Source organism: Rhizobium sp. SEMIA4064 (assembly GCF_003025035.1).
Lineage (GTDB): Bacteria > Pseudomonadota > Alphaproteobacteria > Rhizobiales > Rhizobiaceae > Rhizobium > Rhizobium paranaense.
Genome location: NZ_PYJN01000005.1, coordinates 161,487 through 186,377, shown reverse-complemented (window position 1 = coordinate 186,377; position 24,891 = coordinate 161,487). Strand labels below are relative to the sequence as shown.

The 24,891-nt window shown below is 61.2% G+C and carries 20 protein-coding genes and 1 pseudogene; 4 read left to right on the top strand and 17 right to left on the bottom strand.

The genetic code is table 11. The features are described from left to right. Positions 1-14: 14 nt before the first annotated feature. From C9E91_RS02675 to mutS, 9 genes and pseudogenes are all read right to left on the bottom strand, one after another. Positions 15-587 carry a NifU family protein gene (locus tag C9E91_RS02675; protein ID WP_107107039.1) on the bottom strand — a complete coding sequence of 191 codons (573 nt, stop codon included), beginning with the start codon at positions 585-587 and terminating at the stop codon, positions 15-17. Positions 588-720: 133 nt separating this feature from the next. Next, positions 721-1,212, bottom strand: coding sequence for a universal stress protein (locus tag C9E91_RS02670; protein WP_107106818.1), 492 nt, complete (start codon positions 1,210-1,212; stop codon positions 721-723). Between the two features lie 76 nt (positions 1,213-1,288). Next, positions 1,289-2,121, bottom strand: a pseudogene (locus tag C9E91_RS02665) (PhzF family protein). Between the two features lie 71 nt (positions 2,122-2,192). Continuing rightward, complete coding sequence (trpS, locus tag C9E91_RS02660) at positions 2,193-3,257, bottom strand: tryptophan--tRNA ligase (protein WP_107106817.1); 1,065 nt, start codon at positions 3,255-3,257, stop codon at positions 2,193-2,195. Positions 3,258-3,369: 112 nt separating this feature from the next. After that, the gene (locus tag C9E91_RS02655) at positions 3,370-3,762 is read right to left on the bottom strand and encodes a VOC family protein (RefSeq protein ID WP_107106816.1); all 393 of its coding nucleotides are present in this window, start codon (positions 3,760-3,762) and stop codon (positions 3,370-3,372) included. 248 nt (positions 3,763-4,010) lie between these two features. Continuing rightward, positions 4,011-5,612, bottom strand: coding sequence for a murein biosynthesis integral membrane protein MurJ (murJ, locus tag C9E91_RS02650; protein ID WP_107106815.1), 1,602 nt, complete (start codon positions 5,610-5,612; stop codon positions 4,011-4,013). Then, entirely contained in the window at positions 5,609-8,530 is a 2,922-nt protein-coding gene (locus C9E91_RS02645; RefSeq protein ID WP_107106814.1) for a [protein-PII] uridylyltransferase, read from the bottom strand. Before C9E91_RS02645 ends, murJ begins: the two co-directional genes overlap by 4 nt. 156 nt (positions 8,531-8,686) lie before the next feature. Beyond that, positions 8,687-8,980: a hypothetical protein gene (locus tag C9E91_RS02640; protein ID WP_107106813.1), complete on the bottom strand. Its 294-nt coding sequence runs from the start codon at positions 8,978-8,980 to the stop codon at positions 8,687-8,689. Positions 8,981-9,007: 27 nt separating this feature from the next. After that, complete coding sequence (gene mutS / locus C9E91_RS02635) at positions 9,008-11,665, bottom strand: DNA mismatch repair protein MutS (protein WP_210318900.1); 2,658 nt, start codon at positions 11,663-11,665, stop codon at positions 9,008-9,010. Positions 11,666-11,862: 197 nt separating this feature from the next. On the opposite strand from mutS, the gene C9E91_RS02630 reads away from it, so the two are divergent. Both C9E91_RS02630 and C9E91_RS02625 read left to right on the top strand, forming a co-directional pair. Next, the gene (locus C9E91_RS02630; RefSeq protein ID WP_107106811.1) at positions 11,863-14,148 is read left to right on the top strand and encodes an NADP-dependent malic enzyme; all 2,286 of its coding nucleotides are present in this window, start codon (positions 11,863-11,865) and stop codon (positions 14,146-14,148) included. A gap of 246 nt (positions 14,149-14,394) precedes the next feature. Continuing rightward, positions 14,395-15,801 (top strand): adenylate/guanylate cyclase domain-containing protein, encoded by a 1,407-nt coding sequence (locus C9E91_RS02625; RefSeq protein ID WP_107106810.1) that lies wholly within the window; start codon positions 14,395-14,397, stop codon positions 15,799-15,801. A gap of 137 nt (positions 15,802-15,938) precedes the next feature. Here C9E91_RS02625 and olsB read toward each other — a convergent pair whose 3' ends face one another. The 5 genes from olsB to C9E91_RS02600 form a co-directional block, all read right to left on the bottom strand. Further along, complete coding sequence (gene olsB / locus C9E91_RS02620; protein WP_107106809.1) at positions 15,939-16,817, bottom strand: l-ornithine N(alpha)-acyltransferase; 879 nt, start codon at positions 16,815-16,817, stop codon at positions 15,939-15,941. A 320-nt stretch (positions 16,818-17,137) separates the two neighbouring features. Further along, complete coding sequence (locus C9E91_RS02615) at positions 17,138-19,429, bottom strand: hybrid sensor histidine kinase/response regulator (RefSeq protein WP_107106808.1); 2,292 nt, start codon at positions 19,427-19,429, stop codon at positions 17,138-17,140. 55 nt (positions 19,430-19,484) lie between these two features. After that, complete coding sequence (lspA, locus tag C9E91_RS02610; RefSeq protein WP_107106807.1) at positions 19,485-20,003, bottom strand: signal peptidase II; 519 nt, start codon at positions 20,001-20,003, stop codon at positions 19,485-19,487. Continuing rightward, on the bottom strand, positions 20,000-20,860 hold the full coding sequence (locus C9E91_RS02605) for a TrmH family RNA methyltransferase (RefSeq protein WP_107106806.1): 861 nt from the start codon (positions 20,858-20,860) through the stop codon (positions 20,000-20,002). The genes lspA and C9E91_RS02605 overlap by 4 nt, the downstream gene beginning before the upstream one ends. After that, positions 20,857-22,011: a class I SAM-dependent methyltransferase gene (locus tag C9E91_RS02600; protein ID WP_181316001.1), complete on the bottom strand. Its 1,155-nt coding sequence runs from the start codon at positions 22,009-22,011 to the stop codon at positions 20,857-20,859. Before C9E91_RS02600 ends, C9E91_RS02605 begins: the two co-directional genes overlap by 4 nt. Before the next feature lie 115 nt (positions 22,012-22,126). On the opposite strand from C9E91_RS02600, the gene C9E91_RS02595 reads away from it, so the two are divergent. Next, entirely contained in the window at positions 22,127-22,579 is a 453-nt protein-coding gene (locus C9E91_RS02595; protein WP_107106804.1) for an SRPBCC family protein, read from the top strand. 34 nt (positions 22,580-22,613) lie between these two features. Continuing rightward, the gene (locus C9E91_RS02590; RefSeq protein WP_107107038.1) at positions 22,614-23,063 is read left to right on the top strand and encodes a GNAT family N-acetyltransferase; all 450 of its coding nucleotides are present in this window, start codon (positions 22,614-22,616) and stop codon (positions 23,061-23,063) included. Between the two features lie 4 nt (positions 23,064-23,067). Here the strand turns inward: C9E91_RS02590 and C9E91_RS02585 are convergent, their stop codons facing one another. The 3 genes from C9E91_RS02585 to sppA all read right to left on the bottom strand — a co-directional run bounded on the left by C9E91_RS02585 (position 23,068) and on the right by sppA (position 24,847). After that, positions 23,068-23,400 carry a LapA family protein gene (locus C9E91_RS02585; RefSeq protein WP_107107037.1) on the bottom strand — a complete coding sequence of 111 codons (333 nt, stop codon included), beginning with the start codon at positions 23,398-23,400 and terminating at the stop codon, positions 23,068-23,070. A gap of 158 nt (positions 23,401-23,558) precedes the next feature. Then, the gene (locus C9E91_RS02580; protein WP_004120746.1) at positions 23,559-23,864 is read right to left on the bottom strand and encodes an integration host factor subunit beta; all 306 of its coding nucleotides are present in this window, start codon (positions 23,862-23,864) and stop codon (positions 23,559-23,561) included. 26 nt (positions 23,865-23,890) lie between these two features. Further along, positions 23,891-24,847, bottom strand: a complete 957-nt coding sequence (gene sppA / locus C9E91_RS02575; protein WP_107106803.1) for a signal peptide peptidase SppA — start codon at positions 24,845-24,847, stop codon at positions 23,891-23,893. Positions 24,848-24,891 lie beyond the last annotated feature (44 nt).

The following is a 24,891-nucleotide window of genomic DNA, read 5'->3' as shown; positions in this document are numbered from 1 at the left end:
CGCACTTTCTGGGATCATGCCTGGACGGCTTCGACTTCCTGCACTTCCGGCACGAAATGACGCAGCAGGTTCTGCACGCCATGCTTCAATGTCGCCGTAGACGACGGGCAGCCGGAGCAGGATCCCTTCATGTTGAGGTAGACCTTGCCGTCGCGGAAGCCACGGAAGGTGATGTCGCCGCCATCCTGGGCGACGGCCGGACGAACGCGGGTCTCCAGCAATTCCTTGATGGTGAGCACGATCGCTTCGTCGCCTTCATCGTAGAATTCGCCGCCGGCGTCCTGCGCTTCGGAGAGAACCGAGGATGCACCCATGACCGGCTTGCCGGACATGAAATGCTCCATGATCGAGCCGAGAATGGCGGGCTTCAGGTGCTGCCATTCCTGGTTTTCCTTGGAGACGGAGATGAAGTCGTAGCCGAAATAGACACCGCTGACGCCGGGGATATCGAAGAGGCGGGCAGCAAGCGGCGAAACTTCCGCTTCCTCGGCGCTGCGGAATTCGGCCGTGCCGCTTTCCATCACCACCTTGCCCGGCAGGAACTTAAGGGTTGCCGGGTTCGGCGTCGCTTCGGTCTGAATGAACATCTTGATCTCCATGCGGCGGACCAAAGGCCCATGCCACTTCAGTAGTGTCCGACTTTAGAATATTTCAAAAGAAAATAGGCTTTTTGGCCGCGCTATTCAAGAGACTGATTCTCAAGAATTAGCCCAATGGAACTCAGCTTAGCGCGTCGATTTCCTCGTTCGTCAGCGTATCCGGCAGCACCGTCACGGGGATCGGGAAGGCCGCGGCACGGCCGGCGATCGAAGACACCAGCGGTCCCGGCCCTTCCTTGGCCGAACCGGCAGCAAGAACAAGCAGCGCGATATCCCGGTCTTCCTCGATCACCGCATTGATCTGCTCGGCGGCCGATCCTTCACGAATTACGACCTCGGGATCGATGCCGATATTCTCGCGTACGATCTGCGCCGCCTTGGCCGTTGCCGCCTCGGCCTCCTCACGCGCTTCGGCCCGCATGATCTCCTCGACACCCAGCCATTGCTGGAAATCGCCTTCGGGGATCACAAACAGGAGCACAAGGCCGCCGTTGGAATTCTTGGCGCGCCGGCCGGCATAGTGGACGGCACGCTGGCATTCGGGAGTGCCGTCAATGACCGCCATGAACTTGCGGCGATGACCTTCGAGCCGTGAGAGACGTTTTGATACCATAGACCAAGTCTGACATCGAAATCCGTGCCATGGCAAGCCCCGTTTTGAACCCGGTGACTATTGCCGCTCAGCCGACCTACAGGTCCATCAGCCTCGCTTCGCCCGACACTCGGATGGAGCTGCCAACTGCGGCCGGGATATCGGCATGCAGGCGGGAACGCATACCCATATCCTCACCCTGGATGATGTCGATGGCGCCGCCATGCGGCCAGGCGATATCGCGGAGATATCCGGCGAAGGCTGCGGTCGAAGCGCCGGTCGCCGGGTCTTCATAGACCCCGCCCGAGGCGAAGGCATTGCGGGTCTGGAACAGTCGCGGCGTTTCAGCGTAGGCGAGCAGGATCGTGACCCAGCCTTCGCGGACCATCAAGGAGCGGCCCGCATCGAGATCGTATGCCATGGCGGCAAGCGTCTTGCGGGATTTCAGGGCCAGCATGAAATGATCGGCGCCACCGTGAATAAGCGCTGGCGGAATGGCCGGGTCCAGATCGTCGGTCGAATATCCGAACAATGCCAGCACCTCCGACAACACTTCCGGGGGCGGCGCTTTGCTTCTCGTCGGCGGCGACTGCAGGGCCGCCGAGAGGACGTCGCCATTCCGATGCCCTTCGACGGTGATATCAGCCTGATTGAGCGTCAGCGCAAAAATCCCGTCGCCTTCCCGCAACGCAAGCGCCGCTCCAAGCGCGATCGTCGCGTGACCGCAGAATGGAACTTCCGATTCCGGAGAGAAATAGCGCACTCTCCAGCCCTGCCCTTCCGGGCTGGCAAAGCGGTCTCGGAGAATCCAACCTCGGCTGCGATGCTCTGCATCTCGGCGGCATCGGGTATGACATCGGCAATCAAAACGCCGGCGGGATTGCCGCCAGCTCCGTTTTCCGAAAAGGAAGCAATCCGCAAAATCGTCAAGGTCGGCCATCCGTTCGCTGCTGTTGGCGCGCCGCATCGACAGCGCGCCAAGCGATAAGAGACCAAAAGCCTTAGTAGATAAAGCCGATAATGTCGCGGACTTGCTTCATCGTCACTTCGGCGCGGGCTCTCGCACGGTTGCTGCCATCGCGCAGGATAGCGTCGATATGGCCGGGGTCGGCCATCAGGCGACGCATTTCGCCGGTGATCGGCGAGAGCACATGCACGGCGAGATCGACCAGCGCCGGCTTGAAGACCGAGAATTGCTGGCCGCCGAATTCCGAGAGAATGTCGGCCTTCGACCTGTCGGCAAGGGCCGCATAGATGCCGACAAGATTGTCGGCTTCCGGCCGGCCTGCAAGACCTGCTATTTCGCTCGGCAAGCCGTCCGGATCGGTCTTGGCCTTGCGGATCTTCTTCGAGATGTTCTCTTCGTCGTCGAGCAGATTGATGCGCGACAGATCGGAAGCATCTGATTTCGACATCTTCTTGGTGCCGTCGCGCAGCGACATGACGCGCGGCGCCGGGCCATCGATCAACGGCTCGACCATCGGGAAATAGGCATGCACCGGCTCGTCACCGACGGTGATGTCGATGCCGTAGCCCGAGCGGCGGATATGTTCCATGTAGTCCAGATTGAACTTCATGGCGATGTCGCGCGTCAGTTCGAGGTGCTGCTTCTGGTCGTCGCCGACAGGCACATGCGTGGCGCGGTAGACGAGAATGTCGGCGGCCATCAGGCTCGGATAGGCGTAGAGGCCAAGAGAGGCCTGCTCGCGGTCCTTGCCGGCCTTGTCCTTGAACTGCGTCATACGGTTCATCCAGCCGATGCGGGCAACGCAGTTGAAGATCCAGGCAAGCTCGGCATGTTGCGGCACGGCAGACTGGTTGAAGACGATATGCTTTTGCGGGTCGATGCCGGCGGCGAGGAAGGCGGCCGTGATCGAACGGATCTGGCCCGGCATGTCCTCATGCACGAGCTGAGCCGTCAGCGCATGCATGTCGACGACGCAGTAGATGCAGTCGTTGTTGGCCTGCAGTGCCACGAACTTGCGGATCGCGCCGAGATAGTTGCCGAGATGGAGATTGCCGGTCGGCTGGACGCCGGAGAATACGAGCGGCTTGAATTCGGTCATGTCGTCCTCAAAAGGCTGGTGGAGGGCCTGGGCGAGCTCGCGCTCGACCCTTGGTTTCGAGCGGCTTATGCACGGCGGGCAGGCGGGGATCAAGAGGATATCTGGCGGAGTCTCAGGAAGAATGCTGGATCAGGTCCCAGGTGTTGCCATAGGGATCGGCGAAGACCGCCACCGTGCCATAGACCTCATGGCGGGGCTGCTCCAGAAACCGTACGCCCTTGGCAATCATCGCCGCATGGTCACGGGCGAAATCGTCGGTCTTGAGGAAGAAGCCGACACGGCCGCCGGTCTGGTTGCCGATCGCTGCACACTGCTTGTCGTCGGCTGCTTGCGCGAGCAACAACGCTGCCCCCTCGCCGCCCTTCGGCCTGATGACGACCCAGCGCTTGCCCTCCGGCTGCACCTCGTCCTGCAGGCAATCGAAGCCGAGGCAATCGCAATAGAAGGCCTTGGCGCGATCGTAATTGTCGACGACGAGGGTGATCAGGAAGAGGGATTGGGGCATGGGAGAACTCCGCATTTGCCAAAATCGTCCCCTCGCCCCGCTTGCGGGGAGAGGGTTAGGGTGAGGGGCCATGCACAAAAGTTCGGCGCTGGCAGACTATCTTGGCCAGCCGTTAAAATGGCGGCGCCTGCATACTTTTAACTTTGCGGGGGCATCGGTGAAGGCCCCTCATCCGACTTCTCGCAATCTCACTTCGTTCGATCGCTCCAAGCCACCTTCTCCCCGCATTGCGGGGCGAAGGAACTTGCTTACTCCCCATTCACCGCTTTTGCGTCCGGCGCAGGAGCTGGCGGCTTGCGGTTGATGTTGCGGCGGATCATGCCCAAATCCACGCCGCCGATCAGGAAGGCGACAACGAAATACACCACCATCGCAATCAATATGAGCAAGCCCAGGACGCCGGTCTTGATGAGCAGCGTCGAGCCGGACCCCAAAAGCGGCTCCCAGCGATGCGACAAATATATGATGACGCCGCCCATGACGGCGGAGGAGACGAGCAGCATGACGGTACGGCGTGCCAGCGACCATTCCCAGGCGAGATGTCCGCGGCGATAGAGCACGACGAAGAGCTGCACAGCGTTCAGCCATCCGGCAACCGCCTCGGCGAGCGCAATGCCGCGTTCAGCCAGCACCGGGAAAAGTAGGATGGACAGCGCCGAATTGACGAAGACGGCGACCGCCGTGTAGCGCATCGGCGATTTGGTATCTTCGCGGGCATAAAAGCCGGGTTGCAGCGCCTTGATCAGCACGAAAGCCGGCAGGCCCAGGCCGAAGATGGCGAGGATGGAGCCGACCAGCGTTGTATTGTTCGCGTTAAAGGCGCCACGCTCGTAAAGCACGCGGATGATATCGTCGGAGAGAAGCCAGAGGGCGACAGCGGCCGGCAGGGTCAGGAACAGCACGAATTCGATCGAGCGGTTCTGGATATTGGCGGCTTCCTTGATATGGCCTGACTTCAGCGAACGGGCCAGTTCCGGCAGAAGCACGATTCCGACCGCGACGCCGACGACGCCGAGCGGTAGCTGGTAGATGCGGTCTGCATATTGCAGGGCGGCGATCGCGCCTTCCTTGCCCGAGGCGATCGCCTGGCCGATTACCAGATTGATCTGGGTGACGCCGCCGGTGATGGCCGCAGGGATGGCGAGAAGCAGGAGCCGCTTGACATTGGGCGTGAAGCGCGGAAAGCGCAGGCCGATATTGATGCCGGCATGGCGCACGCCGATATAGACGACGGCCAGTTGCAGCACGCCTGCCACCAGCACCGACCAGGACAGGTACCAGGCGGTGGCCAGCGGATCGGCGCCGAAATAGATCGCGTAGAACAGCGCGCTGATCATCACCAGGTTGAGGAAGATCGGAGCCACGGCGGCGGCGAAGAAATGATGCAGCGAATTCAGCATGCCGCTCATCATCGCCGTCAGCGACATCGACATGAGATAGGGGAACATCACGGCGGCCAGCCGGACCGTCAGGTCGAATTTCTCGGCATCGTCGGCGAAACCAGGCGCGATGACCCAACGCACCAGGAGCGGCATGCCCAGTTCCATGACGATGGTGATCAGCAGCAGGACCGAGAAGAGAACGCCGAAGACTTCTTCGGAAAAGCGCTTGGCACCCTCGATGCCGTTCGCCTCGATCTCCTTGGCGAAGAGCGGCACGAAGGCGGCGTTGAAGGCGCCCTCGGCGAAGAGGCGGCGGAAGAGATTCGGAAAGCGGAAGGCAGCATAGAACACGTCGGCCATTGGCCCCGTGCCGAGGGCGGCGGCCATCAGCGTTTCGCGTGCGAACCCGAAGACGCGGCTGCCGAGCGTCGCGCCGCCGACGGTGATGAATTTCTTGACGAGGCTCATGCGGCTGAACCGGCTTTCTTTTCAGTTTCAGTATCGAGCTTTTCAACGGCGGAGGAACGCGTGGCGGCGGGCGCGATGATGCCGGACGGCATGCGCTCACGCACCTCATCCTCCTCGCCGGCCATCACGGCCTTCAGACGCGCGGTGATATTGGCTCGTTTGTTTTCGTTGGAGATTTTCTGTCCGACGAGATCGGTCACGTAGAAGCTATCGATGACTTTTTCGCCGAAGGTGGTGATGCGCGCCGACTGGATGTCGAGCGACAGGTCCGAAAGGACCGCAGTGATTTCCGACAGGAGGCCGGGGCGGTCGAGGCATTCCACTTCAATGACGGTGAACTTGTTCGACAGGCTGTTGGAGATCGTCACCGATGGCGGGATGACGAAAGCCTTGTTTTTGCGGCGATTCTTGGTGCGGGTGGCGATGACTTCCGGCAGGCGCTTGCGGCCGGCAAGCACGTCCTCGATCATCTTGCCGATGGTGCCGGCACGCCGCAGCTCGTCCGCATCGTCGGGGAATTCGCGGCTGACATGGATCGTGTCGAGCGCACGACCGTCGGACGTCGTGAAAATCTGCGCATCGGCAATATTGGCGCCCGCGGCAGCACAGGCGCCGGCGATAACCGTCAGGAGGCGCGGATGGTCCGGCGAGAGCACGGTGATTTCGGTGATGGCGTGGAAACTGTCGGTGCGCACCATGGTCGCGAGCACCTGGCCGGATTTGTCGGTCTGGCGAATGAATTGCGTATGGCGGATCTGATCTTCTAACGGCACCGAGAGGAGATAGGGCTGGTAGTGCAGCTTGACATAGGCCTTGCGGTCTTTCTGGCTCCAGTCTCCCAGCGCCTTTTCGAGCGCTTTGGCGGCCTCTTCAGCCCGCTCCTTGCGCGACACTTCCGAGAAACCGCCGGCGAGCAGTAGTTCGGTCTCGTAGTAAAGCGTGCGCAGAAGCTGGCCCTTCCAGCCGTTCCATACACCGGGGCCAACGGCGCGAATGTCGCATACCGTCAGGATCAGCAGCATCTTCAGCCGGTCGAGCGACTGCACCCGGTCGGCAAAATCGATGATGGTCTTGCGGTCGGTCAGGTCGCGAGTCTGGGCGACCATCGACATGGTCAGATGCTCCGCAATCAACCAGACGACCAGCTCCGTCTGCTTCGGCGTCAGGCCGAAACGCGGGCAAAGCTTGCGCGCCACCTTGGCGCCGGCCTCGGAGTGATCTTCCTCGCGGCCCTTGGCGATGTCGTGCAGCAGAACGGCGACATAAAGCGCGTCGCGGTCCTCGATATTCGGCATCAGCTTGTTGGTCAGCGGATGGGTATCTTCCGCCTTGCCCTTGTCGATCTCTGAAAGCACGTCGACGGCGCGGATCAGGTGCTCATCGACCGTGTAGTGATGATACATGTTGAACTGCATCATCGAGACGATCTTGCCGAATTCCGGAATGAACCGGCCGAGCACGCCGGCCTCGTTCATACGACGCAGGATCAGCGCCGGATCGCGCTTCGAGGTAAGGATCGCCAGGAAAAGACGGTTCGCCTCCTCGTTTTCGCGCAGGTCGTTGTCGATCAGCCCCAGCGAACGGGTGACGCGCTTCAACGCGTCGGGATGAAACTCCAGCCCATTGATATCGGCAACGAAGAACAGCCGGATCAGGCTTACCGGATCGCGCTTGAAAACATCGGGATTGGCAAGCGCGATGCGGCCGCGATCCTCGACGAATTCGAGCGTCCCAGGAATCTTGCGTGAACGGTGGGTGAAGCGGCTGAGGACGCCGGTCAGGCCCGGCGTCGCCTTGGCCTGCTGGTCCTCAAGCGCTGCGCAGAGGATACGGGTGAGATCGCCGACATCCTTGGCAACGAGGAAGTAGTGCTTCATGAAGCGCTCGACGGCGGAAAGACCGGGACGGGCGTGATAGCCAAGCGCCTCGGCAATCTCGCGCTGGATGTCGAAGGAGAGCCGCTCCTCCGCCTTGCCGGTCAGGAAGTGCATGTGGCAGCGCACCGCCCAGAGGAAATCCTCGGACTTCTGGAAAAGACGGTATTCCTGCTTCGAGAGCACGCCGAGCTTCACCAGATCGGCGGGATCACGGACGTGATAATAATATTTCGAGATCCAGAAGAGCGTATGCAGGTCACGCAGACCGCCCTTGCCTTCCTTGACGTTCGGCTCGACCAGATAGCGGGTATCGCCGGCTTTGCGATGACGTTCGTCGCGCTCGGCAAGCTTGGCGGCGATGAATTCCGGGCCCGTGTTGGTGACGATTTCCTTGTCGAAACGCGTTTCCAGTTCACCCGCCAAGGGTTCGCTGCCGCAGATATAGCGCGTTTCGAGGATGGCGGTGCGCACCGTCATGTCGGACTTTGCCTGGCGCATGCATTCTTCGACGGTGCGGGTGGCGTGGCCGACCTTGAAGCCCATGTCCCAGAGCATATAGAGAATGAATTCGACCGCCTTGTGCGTCTCGTCCTCCGGCTTCGGCTGGAAGAGGAACAGAAGGTCGATGTCCGAGCCGGGCGCCAATGTGTCTCGGCCATAGCCGCCGACAGCGGTGATCGCGAAGTTGCCCTTCTGCTTCGGATGGACGTGGTGGACCGTGAAGTCATAGAGAACGGTGATGATCTGGTCCTGCAGCCAGGAAATGCGGTACGCGCATTCGAGCCCGCTGCCGTCTTCCGAAAGCAGACGGCGCGCCTTTTCGCGGCCCTCCTGGCTCGCCTTCTTCAACAAGGCGAGAAGGGCGGAGCGCTCATCCTTCTTGTCCTCATGACGCTTGGCGAGGGTCTCGCATTCCGCCCTCAGCGCAGAAACGTCGAGAATGACGGAAAAATCGATCTCATGCTTTACCATGCTCGGCCGACCGGGATCCTGTTCATTGACCGCGGCCCATTGCCGGCGCGCCTGTCTTTTCGTCTGCATGCGCTATAGCCTCTTTGCCCGGCGATTGACACAGGCATTCTACGCCCGAATCCGCATAATTCAGCCTAGACCAAATTTCCCGGGTGAGCGGCTCCGGGAGTTCTATCGGTCAACGTTGACGAAGGGCGACGGCTGTCGATGCAGAAATCGGCAGTTTTAGGGCTGCGGCAGCTCAAGCGACCGTCTGAGTTCGTTGATGCTATATAATATATTTCGCGATTGGGCGCCGATCTGCATCAACATTTCCCGCTCGCACTCCCAATAGCCGGCCTTGGCGATCCTCGAGCTGATGTCGGAAATCCGGCTGCAGGACAGGGCTATATTCAGAAGTCCGCGATCGGATTCGCAGTCCGGCGCGTCACCCTCGCCACAGATCTTGCCGCGAGCGGCGATCGGAGAAAAACGTTCGGCGAGAATGCGGACCTCGGCGAGAAGATGTTCGATATGCATCGGATTATCCTTGGAAATCGCCTGTTATCAGCCGGCCTTGTTCAGGGTCTTCTTCAGTTCGTAAAGTGCGTCGAGAGCCGCACGCGGCGTCAAATCGTCAAGATCGAGCGCCTTCAGCGCCTCCTCTACCTTGGACGGCCCGCGCCGGCCAGCCACTTCCTCGCGGCGAACCGCGACCTGGAAGAGCGGCAGGTCGTCGATCAGTTGGCTCGCAGGGTTTTTGCGGTCGGCATCTTCCAGGCGCGTCAGAACGTCGCGGGCGCGCGCCACCACCGAAGCCGGCAGGCCGGCGAGCCGCGCCACCTGGATGCCGTAGGAGCGATCGGCCGCGCCCGGTCCGACCTCGTGCAGGAAGATCACGTCACCATCCCACTCCTTGACACGCATCGTCGCATTCGAGAGCCGGCCAAGCTTTTCCGACAACACCGTCAGCTCATGGAAATGGGTGGCGAAGAGACCCCGGCACCTGTTGGCCTCATGCAGGTGCTCGACCGCCGCCCAGGCGATGGAGAGACCGTCGAAAGTCGCAGTACCACGGCCGATTTCATCGAGGATGACCAACGACCGGTCCGTCGCCTGGTTGAGGATCGCCGCCGTCTCGACCATCTCGACCATGAAGGTGGAGCGGCCGCGCGCCAGATCGTCCGAAGCGCCGACGCGCGAGAACAGCCGGTCGACAATGCCGATATGGGCAGAGGCAGCGGGCACAAACGACCCCATCTGTGCAAGCACGGCAATCAGCGCGTTCTGGCGCAGGAAGGTCGATTTACCGCCCATGTTCGGGCCGGTCAGCAGCCAGATCGCGCCGTCCTTGCCGTCCGCCGTCGGCGACAGGTCGCAATTGTTGGCGACGAAGGGGCCACCCGCCTGCCGGCGCAATGCCTGCTCGACGACGGGATGGCGGCCGCCACCAATCGCAAACATCCTGGAGTCATCGACCAGCGGCCGGCAATAGGCCTGTTCCTCGGCAAGCAATGCCAGCCCGGCCGCGACGTCGATCACCGATAGCGCACGGGCGCCGGCCTTGATCGCCTCCGCCTCGGCGACGACGGCTGCGACCATGCGGTCGAAGGCCGCCAACTCGATCGCGAGCGCCTTGTCGGCGGCATTGGCGATGCGGCTTTCGAGATCGGCAAGCTCTGTCGTGGTGAAGCGCATGGCATTCGCCATGGTCTGGCGGTGGATGAAACGCGCCTTGGCTTCGGCAGTCTCCGTCATCGGCCCGGCATTGCCGGCCGTGACCTCGATGAAGTAGCCGAGCACGTTGTTGTGCTTGATCTTCAGCGATTTGATGCCGGTTTCCTCGGCATATTGCAGTTGCAACCCGGCAATGACCCGGCGCGACTGGTCGCGCAGCGCGCGGACTTCGTCCAGCTCGGCATTCGCCCTTTCCCGCAGGAACCCGCCGTCGCGCTTCAACAGCGGCAATTCGTCGGCGAGCATGCCGGCGAGCAGCGCTTCGAGATCGGCGGGCAATGCGCGGAGCCCGGCAAGGGCCGCTCCCAGTTCGGCGGGAAGCAAGGCGGCCCCAAGCAGATCGGCAACACCGGCGGCGGAACCGAGGCCTTGGCGGATCGCCCAGAGATCGCGCGGGCCACCGCGGTCGAGCGCTAGGCGAGACAGGGCGCGCGGCATATCCGGTACGTGTTTCAGCGCCGTCCTGAGATCGCTGCAAAGCGAGGGCTCTTCGGCAAGGAAGCCGATCGAATCCAGCCGTTCGTTGATACGCCCCGGAGCGGTCAACGGCGACATCAACCGCTCGGCCAGCAGACGCGCACCGCCGCCGGTCACTGTCCTGTCGATCGCTCGCAAGAGCGAGCCGTTGCGATCGCCGGAAAGCGTGCGCACCAGTTCGAGATTGGCGCGGGTGGCGGGATCGATGAACAATGTCGAGGCGCCGCTTTCGCGCTCCGGCAGGCCAAGCGGCGGCCGCTCGGCGATCTGCGTCTTCTCCACATAGGCAATGGCCGCGGCCGCGGCGGCAAGCTCGGCGCGCGTGAACGAACCGAAACCATCGAGTGTCGAGACTTCGAAGTACCGCGTGATACGCCCTTCGGCGCTGGCACTGTCGAAAAGCACGGCCGGCTGCGGCACCGCCGTACGGCCGAGCACGTCGAAGACCGGCTTCAGCTCGGGATCGTGGAATATCGTATCTGGGAGAATCAGCTCGCGCGGATCGATGCGCAGGATATCGGCGAGCAGCCGCGAAGGCTCCGTCTCGGCCAGACGGAAAACGCCGGTCGAAATATCGATCCAGGCAAGCGCCAGTTGCGGCTCAGAGCCGCCGCGAATGCGGGCGAGCGCCATCAGATAGTTGGATTCCGAGGGCGAGAGCAGCTTTTCTTCTGTGATGGTGCCCGGCGTCACCAGGCGGACGACATCGCGCCGAACAACCGACTTGCCGCCGCGCTTCTTCGCCTCCGCCGGGTCTTCCACCTGTTCGCAGACCGCGACGCGGAAACCCAGCGAAATCAGCTTCTGCAGATAGTCGTCGGCGGCATGCACCGGCACGCCGCACATCGGAATATCCTGGCCCATATGCTGGCCGCGCTTGGTGAGCGTAATGCCGAGAGCGCGCGACGCATCGACGGCATCCTCGAAGAACAGCTCGTAGAAATCGCCCATGCGATAGAACAGCAGCGAACCGGGATTGTTCGCCTTGATCTCGATATATTGCTCCATCATCGGCGTGGCCGAAGCGCGGCTTTCCTCCGAGGCAAGCTCGGTAGCCGAGAAAGCGTCGATGCTGGCAATTATTCGTTCGTTCACGGAGGTGCAGTTTTTCCCAAAAAATGAGGTGCCACCCTACCCGCGCGCCGCTATAGAAGACAACAGCTATCGGGCAAGAGGGACCGGTCGCCCACAGGAGGTTTGGAGGAACAATGCCTGACACCAACAGCACGTCGCGTTCGGGAACGGGGATTACCGATCAGGAAGCGCTCGACTTCCACAAGCATGGCCGCCCCGGCAAGCTCGAAATCAATCCGACCAAGCCGATGGCAACACAGCGCGATCTTTCGCTCGCCTATTCGCCCGGCGTCGCCGTTCCTGTGAAGGCGATCGCCGCCGATCCGCAGACGGCTTACGACTATACGTCGCGCGGCAACATGGTGGCGGTCATCTCCAACGGCACGGCCATTCTCGGCCTTGGCAATCTCGGTGCACTGGCCTCGAAGCCGGTCATGGAAGGCAAGTCCGTTCTCTTCAAGCGCTTTGCCGACGTCGATTCGATCGACCTCGAAATCGACACCGAAAATGTCGACGAATTCATCAACTGCGTCCGTTATCTCGGCCCCTCTTTCGGCGGCATCAATCTCGAGGACATCAAGGCGCCCGACTGTTTCATCATCGAGCAGCGCCTGCGCGAGCTGATGGACATCCCCGTCTTCCACGACGACCAGCACGGCACCGCGATCATCGCCGCCGCCGGGCTGATCAATGCGCTGGAATTGACCGGCCGCGACCTCAAGACCGCCAAGCTCGTCTGCAACGGCGCCGGTGCTGCCGCGATCGCCTGCGTCGAGCTGATCAAGGCAATGGGTTTCAATCCTGAGAACATCGTGCTCTGCGACACCAAGGGCGTGATCTACCAGGGCCGCAGCGAAGGCATGAACCAGTGGAAGTCGGCACATGCCGTCAAAACCGACAAGCGCACGCTAGCCGAAGCGATGAAGGGCGCCGACGTGGTTTTCGGCCTCTCGCAGAAGGGCGCCTTCTCCGAAGAGATGATCCGCTCCATGGCGGACAGGCCTATCATCTTCGCCATGGCCAATCCCGATCCGGAAATCACGCCGGAGGAAGTCGCCCGCATCCGCGACGACGCCATCATGGCGACCGGGCGCTCCGACTATCCGAACCAGGTGAACAACGTCCTCGGCTTCCCTTATATCTTCCGCGGCGCGCTCGATGTGCGGGCTTCGACGATCAACGATGAAATGAAGATCGCTGCCGTCAAGGCTCTTGCCAGCCTGGCACGCGAAGACGTGCCGGACGATGTTGTCGCCGCCTATCAGGGCGCGCGGCCGCGCTTCGGGGCGCAATACATCATTCCCGTGCCCTTCGATCCGCGCCTGATCTCGGCGATCCCGGTTGCCGTTGCGCAAGCGGCGATCGAAAGCGGCGTCGCCCGCCGCCCGATCCCGGACATGGCCGCCTATGCCCGCGAACTCTCAGCCCGGCGCGACCCGATCGCCTCTACGCTGGCGCAACTCTACGAACGTGTGCGTCGGCATCCGAAGCGCATCGTCTTTGCCGAAGCCGAGGAAGAGCAGGTCATGCGCGCCGCCTTGTCCTACGCCAACCAGGGACTCGGCACCGCCATCCTGCTTGGCCGCGAGGATCTGCTCCATGCCACGGCCGAACGCGCCGGGATCGACCTCAGCCGGCCGGGCCTCGAGATCGTCAACGCCCGCATTTCCAAGCGTGTCGAGGCCTATATCGACTATCTCTATGCCCGGCTGCAGCGCAAAGGCTATTTGCACCGCGATGTGACCCGCCTGATCCACAACGACCGCAACCATTTCGCCGCCTGCATGGTGGCGCTCGGCGATGCCGATGGTATGGTGACGGGGGTGACGCGCAACTATTCGACCGCGCTCGGCGACGTGCGCCGCTGCATCGACGCCAAGCCGGGGCACCGAGTTATCGGTGCGTCGCTGGTGCTTGCCCGCGGGCGCACCGTCATCGTCGCCGATACCGCCGTTCATGACATGCCGACGTCGGAGGAACTGGCCGATATCGCTGAGGAAGCGGCTGGTTTCGCGCGGCGCATGGGCTATGAACCACGCGTTGCCATGCTCGCCTACTCCACTTTCGGCCATCCCCCGGGCGAACGATCCGAGCGCGTGCGCGAGGCGGTGAACATTCTCGACAAGCGCTATGTCAATTTCGAATTCGACGGCGAAATGGCCGCCGATGTGGCGCTGAACCGCAAGATCATCGAGACCCAGTATCCCTTCTCGCGTCTCTCCGGTCCAGCCAACGTGCTGGTCATGCCCGCCTTCCACTCGGCCTCGATTTCGACGAAAATGCTGCAGGAACTCGGCGGCTCCACCGTTATCGGCCCGCTGCTCGTCGGCCTCGACAAGCCGGTGCAGATCACCTCGATGGGGGCCAAGGATTCTGATATCGTCAACATGGCGGCAATTGCCGCCTATGGAGCCGGTTAAGAGGGGACACTTTGCTGGAGCCCCTCACCCTGCCCTCTCCCCGGGGGGGAGAGAGTGGTTTCAGTGGGGACGGCAAGCTTTCGCTTCATCCAATGCAGTGTTTGAGCGAGAACTACCAGCAAACTCGATCTCACCCTCTCCCCTCAGGGAGAGGGTAGGGTGAGGGGGTGTCCCGTAACCTCGGTGACAAACCGAGGCGACAAGAAGACCAATGGCTGCGGTTTCGATTTGGTGTAAGATGCGCCAATGAGTGAAGCCCAGCTATTTGAAGTGCTGCGCCATTCAGCGCGGCCGGATATCGTCGACGCCATCGAGCGGCTCGTCCTTGACGCGTCCGATCGCAAGCTCAACCGGGTGAACGCGCTTGCCTTTGCAGCCGAGCACGGCTTCGACGAAGAGCAGACCATCAACGCCTTCCTGCATGCATCTCGCCTCGGCCTCTTCGAAATCTCGTGGAATGTTCTGTGCCCCGGTTGCGGTGGAGTGCTGGATGCCAATACCTCGCTGAAGACCGTTCAGAGCGACACCTATAGCTGCGCGCTTTGCGCTGCCGGCTATGAGCCGACCCTCGACGAGATGGTCGAAGTTACCTTCACCGTCAGTCCGCGCGTGCGCCATATCGAGGCTCACAATCCGCATGAATTGCCAGCCCTCGAATATTTTCGCCAGATTTATTGGGGCTCGGGCGTCGACCTTCCCGAAGAGGGGTACGAGGCGACGGTCGACCAATTCATTCTGGAGGCGCTGGAATTGCCTGCCGGGGAAAAGGCTGTCGTATCGCTTCAGTTGCCGGCGGAGTACGTCATCATCTTCGAGCCGGTGACGCATGCGGCACTCTTCCTGGACGTGAAAGGCGAACCATCGAAGGAGCGGCAGACCATCTCGCTCGTGTTCGATCGCATGCACCGGCATAGCGAACCCATGATCTTACGACCCGGCCCCCTGCGTATTCTCATGGAGAACCACACCGAAGTCCGCACATTGCCATCGATCTGCGTGGCCAACGACGTGCTGCACGGCCTGCTGGGGCAACGGCGTCCATTCCTGACCGCCAAGCGACTGCTTTCGAACCAAACCTTCCGCGACATCCACCGCACGGACACGATCGACGTGGACCAGCGGTTGAAGATCACCAGTCTCACCTTCCTGTTCACCGATTTGCGCGGTTCGACGGCCCTATATGAAAGGGTTGGCGACCTTGCCGCTTTCGATCTGGTGAGAACCCATTTCAGCATCCTGCATGAGATCGTCGGCGCAGAGGCGGGTGCGGTCGTCAAAACCATCGGCGATGCGGTAATGGCGACGTTTCCAACGCCGGACCGGGCATTGGTCGCCGCCATGCGGATGCGCGAAGCAATGGTCAGTCTCAACAAGGAGCGCGGCAACGACGATCTTCTTCTCAAGATTGGCATCCACGAGGGACCGTGCATCGCGGTCAGCCTGAACGAGCGCCAGGACTATTTCGGGCAGACCGTCAACATCGCTTCTCGCGTGCAACATCTCGCGAACTCACACGAGATATTCGCCACCGGTTCCGTACTCGACAATCCACGCGCCACGGAATTGCTGACGACACATGGTTTGAAACCGCAAACCCACCACGTCTCGCTTCGCGGCATTACGGATGAGATCGATATTTTTGCGATTCCCTAGAGCGGTTTAGCGTTTCACGGAATCGCTAAACCGCTCTATCCCTTTGTTTTTGCGCATTCCGGACGGAAAAACGCTCCGCACTTTTCCTGGAATTGCTTTGGGGATGGCCGAGGCCGAATCAGTCCGGCTTGCGACGATCAGCTCGCGAACCGACCGGCGTCAGCACCGTAATAATTGACGTAGCGGTCCGAAATGCTGGCGATCGGCAAGACGATCAGGACGTCCGTCGTATTGAAGGCATGATCGACGACGGCGGTGGAGCCGACCATGGCGCCGAGGCGCAGGTAACCCTTGATCAGCGGCGGCAGCGACATCAGCGCCTTCTTGGAATTGACCGCCTCGACGGGCATCAGGTCCATGGTGCGGGCAAGCGACGGCAGCGCGCTAACGGCCCATTCGTCCTTGGCAATGACGTTGTGGTAGAGGAAGGACAGAGCCAGCGCATGTTGCTCCGGACGAATGCCGGGGAAAGAAGCGCAGCCGAACATGGCGTTCATGCCGTGTTTCAGGGAATAGGCCCAATTGCCCTGCCACAGCAGTTCGACCGTGCGCTTGGTGCGGTATTCCGGCAGCACGCAGGAACGACCGAGTTCCATGAAGCGCTTTTCAGGATGACGGGCGAGCAGGGTGTCGATGTCGAATTCCGAAGAGGAATAGAAACCGCCATTCGCCATCGCCACGTCCTGGCGCAGCAGACGATAGGTGCCGACGATCTGGTCTTCCGAATCACCTTCCAGCGAGCGGTCGAGAACCAGCAGATGGTCGCAGATCGAATCCCAGCTATCGATATCGCGCTGGCGACGCATTGCATCGGCCGGCAGTTGCGCATTCATCTCCTCAACGAAGACGCGATAGCGCACCGCCTGGGCAGCATCAATTTCCCGCGCCGTGCGAGCAAGGCGCGTTTCTAGATTTCCGATGCGTCCGAGCACATCGCTGGCAACCGGCTCAACCGTTGCCTTTGAAGACTGAACCATTTCGCCCTGAGCTTCGCGATTCAAAATTTCGATGGACATGGCGACTCCCCCTCTACGGGTTGATATAGCCGCCATAAAGCAAATTCGTGCGACAGGAAAGTGACATGGTGCGTTGCGAAAAGCAAGAAGCGTGCCTGTTCCAATCACCGAATTTGGATGAAGCCCTTGTATCCCAGGGGGTACTCTTAAAAGCTGCGAAGCGGCTTTTCGACACGTTCGTCATCGCGCAGGCGGATGGGACCGAATCACGATTCGGAGGTATGTTTTCAATCTAGAGCGGTTCAGCTTAGAACCGCTCTATCTCTTTGTTTTTTGCAATTCCGGACGGAAAACCGCTGCGGACTTTTCCTGGAATTGCTCTAAGCGCGTCCCAAAGCCTGCTTCGACAGGCCTTGCACCTCTGCGATCAAACGATCGGGATCGACCGGCTTGACGATGACGGCATCGGCGCCGGAAAGCAGGGCCTGGCGTCGAATGGCATCGCGGCTGTCGGCGGTCAGCACGATCACGGGCAGCGGCGAAAGACCGTATCGACGCTCCAGCGCCCTCAGTTGCGCGAGCATCGCTGCCCCTTCGCCGCCGGGCATGGTGAGGTCAGTGACGACGACATCCGGGCGGTTCTCGCTGTTTTCGGCACGGGCGAGCAAGTTCTCGAAATCCTCGACGAGGCGAACCCTGTGGCCGGCTTTGGCGAGCATGGCGCGCACCAGCATGGCATTGACAGGATCGTCCTCGCCCAGGAGAACGTTGAGGGAGGCATCCGCCGCCTCCGGCGTCACGATACCGATTTCGGGCGGGCTACTCAGTACATCCCGCTTCTCCATGCCGCGCATGCGGCCGCTCAGCACGTCGATGAGCGATTGTTCGCGCAGCGGCCGGATGAGCCACGCATCGAAGAGATCGAGCGGATGCGTGTTGCGCTCCTCCGGATTGACCAGAAAGATCTTTCTGAGGCCGGACGCGGCAAGTTCGGTCCCTTCGCGGAAATACCATGGCGCCATACGGTGATCGACGATGAGATCCGTCAGCGACATGCCTCCGTCTTTGGGGACGGACCGCGCCAGGTTTTCCACATCAGTGGGACCGATCAGGCGGCAGCGGCCACCAAGGGTGCGGATAGTGTCGGCAATCGCCGTGCTTGCGGCACCTTCCGGCGCCAGCAGCAGGACGCGGGAGCCTTTGAGCAGCTCGTCGCGCCTAGCCTGTTCGTTCTCTCCAGCGACGACCGAAGCCGGAAAGCGGACCGTGAATTCGCTGCCCTCACCCCGCATGCTGGAAACGCTCAACTTGCCGCCGAACTCGCGCAGGATGCGGGCGGAGATGGCAAGCCCCAGACCCGTGCCGGCGCTTCTGTCCAACATGTTGCCCGCCTGTTCGAACTCGCCGAAGATGCGTGCCTGCTCCTCCTCGGTCATTCCCGGGCCGCTATCCCTGACCGATATCACGAGATCGTCGCCATCGTGGCCGGCGCGGATCAGGACGCCGCCTGTCTGCGTGAACTTCACGGCATTGCCGATGACATTGAACAACACCTGGCGGAGGCGAGCGGGATCGAACTCCATGGTTTCAGGAACATCCGCCGCGACGGTCGCGGCGATCTCGATGCCCTTTTCATGGGCGCGGTGGGCGAGCATCTCGACAACGCCTTCCAGCAGCGGCCTCAGATGTTCGGCGCGCGGCCGGAGCTGGAAGCGGCCGACTTCGATCGTCGAGAAATCCAGTAGGTCTTCGACGAGCTGCACCAGGGCATTGCCGGATTGGCGGATGCCGGTCAGGTAATTGGCCTGCTCCAGGGTCAGCGGCGTCTGGGCAAGCAGGTGGTTCATGCCGAGAATTCCCGACAGAGGCGTGCGGATCTCATGGCTGACGGTGGCGAGCAGCCGTGATTTGGCGGCGCTGTTATATTCCGCCTTCAGCCGTGCCTCCTCGCGGAGACGCGCGGCCTGGCGTTCTTCGGTGACGTCGCGGGCGACGCTCTGGATTCTCAACTGTCCGGTGGCGGGATCGCGGAACATGACATCGTGCCAGGCGAAGATGCGCGGGCCTTCCGGCGTGGAAATCTCGGCGTCTTGACGCTGCGAAGCTGCGACAGCGCGGAAGACGAGACCCGCTTCTTCCAGCGTCAAACCCTCCGGGTTCGACTTGCCGATCAGTTTGCGGAAGGTCGCATTGCCATGGACGATGCGGCGTTCGATGTCGCGTGTCACGGTGATATCGCCAAGCGCATCGTGGATGGTGGCGAGCAGGCTGGTGCTTTCGTTGCTCTCCCAGAGGCGGTCGTGGTCGTTTTCGCTGAGCGTCGGCGTATCCACGATGACCTTGCGGGTAGCATTTCGCCTGCGGAAGACGACGCCGGAAGCAACGATCGCCAGCGCTATCAGGCCCAGCAAAGCAGCAAGCGCCAGCGGGCCGCCGACATAGCCAACCGACAGGAACGCCACGCCGGCAATCAAGCCGCTGCCATTCAACCAATGACGCTGCAACCATTGGGGAAACGCGGGCTGCGGCACCTCCGGAATGTTAGCCGGCGAAATCTCGATGGGATCGGCAGCGATGAGAGACACGTCTTCGACCGGCCGTTCGCGCGGCACGGCATGGTCGTCGTCAATGGCGGCGACAAGCTTTTCCTGCAGGTTTGCCAGAGTGCTCATGTTGTCTTACTAACATGCGCACTCTTCCCGTTGCCTTCAGGGATTTGTTAGAATTTTACGCTTTCGCCTTTTTCGGCAGAAGCAGCTCGTCCAGAATGACGCAGCCCGCCCCGACGGTGATGAAACTGTCGGCGAGATTGAAGACGGCGAACGACCATGTTTCGGTATGGAAGAGAATGTAGTCGATCACATGGCCGTAAAGGAACCGGTCGATCAGGTTGCCGAGCGCGCCGGCGATAATCAACGCGAAGCCGAGATGGGCAAGCCAACGATGATTGGGTGTCCGCCGCCAGAGCCAGAGCACGAAAACGACGATGACGAGCCGCATGCCGACGATGAACCAGCCGTCCATGCCCGACAGCATCGAGAAGGCGACACCGAGATTATAGGTGCGGTAAAGCGCCAGCATCGGAATGACCGGCACCATCTCCTGCAAAGGCAGCCAGTTGTCGACCATGATCTTGACCACCTGGTCGAGGATGACAGCAGCCACAATGAAAATCAGGATCGGCAAAGGCCGTGAAAACAGCGCGGGTTTTACGGGCGCCTGTTCGTTTATCTCGCTGTCGGTCATCGCGTCTCGCTGAGGGTCAGAAGATGACGGCGGGCTTCGAACAGCATCACCGCCGTCGCCACCGCAAGGTTGAGGCTGTCGGCGCGGCCGGCCTGCGGGATGCGGGCAAGCGCATCGGCCTCCTTCGCCAAGGCGTCCGGCAAGCCGGACTGCTCGTTACCCATCAGCAGGACGACGGGCTTTTTCTTGTAATCGATCGTGCGGTAGTCGACGGCGCCGGCCAGATGGGTGGCGACAACAGAAACGCCGGCCGTCTTCTTCCAGGCCAGAAACTCCTCCGGCGTCGCCTTGACGACGGGAACGGCGAAGACCGAGCCCATGGTTGCCCTTACGGTTTCCAGCGAAAACGGGTCCGTCGTCTCGCCGACGAGAATGACGCCTGCGGCACCAGCCGCATCGGCGGTACGGATGATGGTGCCGAGATTGCCGGGGTCACGCACGCGGTCGAGCGCCACCCAGGTGTCGCCGGCCTTCGGCTTGACCTCGCGGAGCTGCCGCCAGCGCTGATCGAATATGCCAACCACCATCTGCGGATTGTCACGGCGGGTGATGGAGGCGATGACCTTTTCGCTGACTTCGAGCACCAGCCCGCCGGCGGCGACGGTCTTGGCGGCCACCTGCTCGACCAACGGCTTGCCCTTGGCGGCCTTGGCGTAGACCAGCGTGCGAATGGTCCAGCCGAGCTCCAGGGCATCGATGACCAGCTTCAAGCCTTCCGCCAGGAAAGCGCCGCTCTCCTCGCGCGACTTCTTGTTGGTCAGCGCCTTGATGTCCTTAATGATCGGATTGGCAAGGGAGGTGACCTCCTTGACATGTCCGACCTTGCGAGGGCCGTCATTGCGGAAATCGTGGTTCATTTCGGCACCCAGCGGCTGAAGAGAGATGTGGAGAGTGCCCGGCCCGGCGTCTTGCCGTCGAGGCCGGCCTCGCGGATCACCAGTTCGCCGGATTCGACGACGCCACCGGCGCCGCGCATGGTTTCACGCATCAGCTCATGGATCGAATAGAAGCTGGCGCGGATGGAATAGGCCGTCAGCACCAGACCAAGCGCCTTGGGCGACAGGATCTCGCGGCAGATATCGAGCATCGACGGCAAGTGTTCGAAGAGATGCCAGACCTCGCCGTTCGGGCCGCGGCCGAATTTCGGCGGGTCGGTCAGGATGATGTCGTATTTATTGCCGCGCCGTTCCTCGCGCAGGATGAATTTCATGGCGTCTTCGCAGATCCAGCGGATCGGTAGCTTTTCCATGCGGCCGAGCGCCTGGTTTTCCCGCGCCCAGCCGATCGCCTTCTTCGAGGCGTCGACATGGGTGACTTCGGCGCCGGCAGCAGCAGCGACCAGGGAGGCAACGCCGGTATAACCGAAGAGGTTCAACACCTTCAGCGGCCGCTTTGCGGCTTCGACCTGCTCCTTCATCCAGGCCCAGTGCACGATCTGCTCCGGGAAGACGCCGACATGGCGAAAAGCGGTAAAGCGGCCAAGAAAATCAACGCCGAGCAATTGTAAGGGCCAGGTCTCGCCGAGCGCTTCGCGCGGAAACCGCCAGCGACCCATGCCATCCTCATCGGTATCTCCGGTGAAGATCGCATCGGCATTGTCCCAGACATGTGCGGCGAGCGATGGCTGCCATAGCGCCTGCGCCTCCGGCCGGACGACGCGATAGGAACCGTATTGCTCGAGCTTCAGCCCGTTACCGCTGTCGATCAGGTGGAAATCGCCTGCGCCCAGCGATTCGAGGATGACGGGCACGCGCTCCATGGGACGTTCGCCGGTTCGCACGATCAACGGGCGTTCGGATGTGACCGCGACAGGCGCCTCGCCGCGCGGCTCCGAAATCCGCTCACCGCGGTCTCGCGCGGCCGGTGCAGACTTCGGGCCGGTATCGCGTGCGGGCTTTGCCGGCGGCTTGCCGGTCTTAAAGGGCGCGTCACGCCTGGCATCCCTTTGGGGCTTTGCGCCGGGGCCGCCCGCGGCTTTCGAACCGGGCCGGCGTTCCTTCTGTTTCACCATGCTTGTCTCAAAATTGATATGTGCGTGCAAATAGCATCTGGCCGCCACTTGGCAAAGCGCTTTCCGATCTGCGATTATCCCTGGATGAAATGCCAGATCGGGAGGGTTGCGCATGGATATGACCGGTGAAGAACGGATTGCCGCCCCTAGGGACGTCGTGTGGGCCGCATTGAACGATCCCGATATTCTCAAGCAGTGCATTCCCGGTTGTCAAAGCCTAGAGAAGATTTCGCCGACCGAACTGACGGCAACGGTGAAATTGAAGATCGGCCCGGTCTCGGCTTCCTTCAACGGTGAAGTGACGCTCTCCAACATCAATGCGCCGGAAAGCTATACAATCTCCGGCGAAGGCAAGGGCGGCATTGCCGGCTTTGCCAAGGGCGGGGCCGATGTCACACTGAAAGAGGAAGGCAGCGCGACGATCCTGCATTACGAGGCCAAGGCCCAGGTCGGCGGCAAGATCGCCCAGCTCGGCTCGCGATTGGTCGATTCTAGCGCCAGGAAACTGGCGCAGCAGTTTTTCGCCGATTTTTCCGCCGCCCTCAATGGCCAAGCCAGCGCTTGATCGCGATCGTCATCAGACCCACCATAGACTGCTCATGACGTCGACATCAGATCTTTGGACCATCCGGCCGGCACAAGCACGGGATACGGACATTCTCGCCGACATCTATCTGCGTGTGCGTCGCACGACGTTTCTCTGGGTGGATCCCGGCAAATTCCACAGTGAGGATTTCGTCGGTCAGACACCCGGCGAACGCGTCTTCGTCTGCGAGGATCGAAACGGAACCATCGCCGGCTTTATGACGCTATGGGAGCCGGATGATTTCATCCATATGCTCTACATCCTGCCCGAATTCCAGGGCCGTGGCGCCGGCAAGGCGCTGCTTGCCGCCCTGCCGGAATGGCCCAACCGACGCTACCGGCTGAAATGCCTGGTGAAGAATACGCGCGCCATCGCCTTTTACCGCAGCCTTGGTTTCGCGATCATCGGCGACGGTTCATCGCCGGAGGGCGATTATAAGGACATGCAGCTCAGCGGGAACTAGATCGTTATTTGGACGGAAGCTGGCCGGCGATCTGTTCGGCGCGATTGCGGTGCTTGTCGGCTTCCGCCTGCCAGCGCACGGCCTCGCGCGATTGGCTGCGGGCTAGCTTGCGGTGTTTGCCCTGATTGAACCAGGTCACCGCAGCGCCAACCAACATGCCGATGATCAGCGCGACAAACAGCAGCACGAACAGCGGCGCGCTCAGCGACAACACTTGGTCCTCGGGCCTGAACGGATTGAGCGCCAGCGTGACGGACTGGCGGTTCGCAACGCAGAAGATGATGAGGATAATGCCGAGCGGCAGCAATATCAGCAGATTGATGATCTTCTTGGTCATTGCGAATGCTCCTTTGTCCAGGCGCATCCGTGCAATGCACTCCTATCGCCTATAGCCGCAGAGAATAAGAAAGACCGGGCCGAGTTCAAGTGCCACCCGGTCGCGGCACATTCATGTCTACGGGGACATTCGCGAAGAGTATCAGCTAAAAACGACGATTAATTGTCGTCTTCTTCGTCGCCGGCGCCGGGATTCAGGCGCTCGCGCAGCTCTTTACCCGTCTTGAAGAAGGGAACCCATTTTTCCTCGACGAACACCGTATCACCCGTTCGCGGGTTGCGACCGGAGCGCGAGGGGCGGTTCTTGACGGAAAATGCGCCGAAACCGCGTAGCTCCACGCGATTTCCCGCAGCGAGCGCATCGGTGATCTCGTCGAGGACTGCGTTGACGATATTTTCGACATCGCGGTGGTAGAGATGCGGGTTACGTGCCGCCACAATCTGCACCAATTCCGACTTAATCACGGTTGCCCCCTTAAATCATTGATTTATCAATTGGCTGCACCCTGCCAAACAGAAAGCAGGCCGTCAAGAAACAACTTCTCTGTCATAATTTTCTGGAGATCCTCTCCCTTCATAAAATCATCATAACCGAGACGATTTAGCAACCAGGAAGCGGCACTCGGCCAAAAGAAGGATGAGGTTTTGTCTTCAGCTTTCCAATCGACGATCGGCAGGTCCTTTTTGACCTTGCGCGTGTCGAGATAGGCGCGGATTTCGTCCTCGCCGCCGAGGGTGTCGACCAGCTTGTTCTGCAATGCCTGCCGGCCGGTGAAGATGCTGCCGTCCGCGAGCTTCAGCACCTCGTCGCGCGGCAATTTGCGGCGGTCGGCAACGAGATCGACGAACCAGGCATAGCTGTCCATGACCATGTTGCGGATCATCGCCTTGGCCTCTTCGCTCGCCGGATGGAAAGGCGACGGCTCGGCCTTCAGCGGCGCCGACTTGATCTCGTCCAGCGACAGGCCGAGCTTGTCGAGCAGCTCTTTCGCCTGCGGATACTGAAAGATGACGCCGATCGAGCCGGTGATCGACGTGTCGCCGGCAACAATGTCGTCACCCGCCGTGGCGATCATATAGCCGGCAGACGCCGCAACGGTGCGGATATCGGAGACCACGGGCTTCTTTGCAGCAACGGCGCGAATGGCTTTGAAGATGCGCTCGCCGCCATAGGTCGTGCCGCCCGTCGATGAAATCGAGACGATCAGCGCCTTGACCTGATCATTGTCCTTGATCTTCTTCAGCCGGTCCAGAAGCTCGGTGTCATCCACGATGAGCCCGGAAATGGTGACGCGGGCGATCTGCGGTCCGCGTATGGAGGGCAAATCGCCTGCGGCAAAACGATAAAGTGCAAAGCCCAGCGCCACCAGGAGAAGAACGGCGATGATGCGCCAGAAGCCAAGCTTGCGGCGCAATTGTCGCCGATCTGCGATTGCAGAACTGTCCATGACGCCTTATCTCTCCCTTTGTCATAAATTGGATACAAAACGGA

Bases quoted from the DNA above. Each gene is read 5' to 3' on its own strand.
- C9E91_RS02675 (WP_107107039.1), bottom strand. From the start codon at position 587: ATGTTCATTCAGACCGAAGCGACGCCGAACCCGGCAACCCTTAAGTTC.
- C9E91_RS02670 (WP_107106818.1), bottom strand. From the start codon at position 1,212: ATGGTATCAAAACGTCTCTCACGGCTCGAAGGTCATCGCCGCAAGTTC.
- trpS (WP_107106817.1), bottom strand. From the start codon at position 3,257: ATGACCGAATTCAAGCCGCTCGTATTCTCCGGCGTCCAGCCGACCGGC.
- C9E91_RS02655 (WP_107106816.1), bottom strand. From the start codon at position 3,762: ATGCCCCAATCCCTCTTCCTGATCACCCTCGTCGTCGACAATTACGAT.
- murJ (WP_107106815.1), bottom strand. From the start codon at position 5,612: ATGAGCCTCGTCAAGAAATTCATCACCGTCGGCGGCGCGACGCTCGGC.
- C9E91_RS02645 (WP_107106814.1), bottom strand. From the start codon at position 8,530: ATGCAGACGAAAAGACAGGCGCGCCGGCAATGGGCCGCGGTCAATGAA.
- C9E91_RS02640 (WP_107106813.1), bottom strand. From the start codon at position 8,980: ATGCATATCGAACATCTTCTCGCCGAGGTCCGCATTCTCGCCGAACGT.
- mutS (WP_210318900.1), bottom strand. From the start codon at position 11,665: ATGATGGAGCAATATATCGAGATCAAGGCGAACAATCCCGGTTCGCTG.
- C9E91_RS02630 (WP_107106811.1), top strand. From the start codon at position 11,863: ATGCCTGACACCAACAGCACGTCGCGTTCGGGAACGGGGATTACCGAT.
- C9E91_RS02625 (WP_107106810.1), top strand. From the start codon at position 14,395: ATGAGTGAAGCCCAGCTATTTGAAGTGCTGCGCCATTCAGCGCGGCCG.
- olsB (WP_107106809.1), bottom strand. From the start codon at position 16,817: ATGTCCATCGAAATTTTGAATCGCGAAGCTCAGGGCGAAATGGTTCAG.
- C9E91_RS02615 (WP_107106808.1), bottom strand. From the start codon at position 19,429: ATGAGCACTCTGGCAAACCTGCAGGAAAAGCTTGTCGCCGCCATTGAC.
- lspA (WP_107106807.1), bottom strand. From the start codon at position 20,003: ATGACCGACAGCGAGATAAACGAACAGGCGCCCGTAAAACCCGCGCTG.
- C9E91_RS02605 (WP_107106806.1), bottom strand. From the start codon at position 20,860: ATGAACCACGATTTCCGCAATGACGGCCCTCGCAAGGTCGGACATGTC.
- C9E91_RS02595 (WP_107106804.1), top strand. From the start codon at position 22,127: ATGGATATGACCGGTGAAGAACGGATTGCCGCCCCTAGGGACGTCGTG.
- C9E91_RS02590 (WP_107107038.1), top strand. From the start codon at position 22,614: ATGACGTCGACATCAGATCTTTGGACCATCCGGCCGGCACAAGCACGG.
- C9E91_RS02585 (WP_107107037.1), bottom strand. From the start codon at position 23,400: ATGACCAAGAAGATCATCAATCTGCTGATATTGCTGCCGCTCGGCATT.
- sppA (WP_107106803.1), bottom strand. From the start codon at position 24,847: ATGGACAGTTCTGCAATCGCAGATCGGCGACAATTGCGCCGCAAGCTT.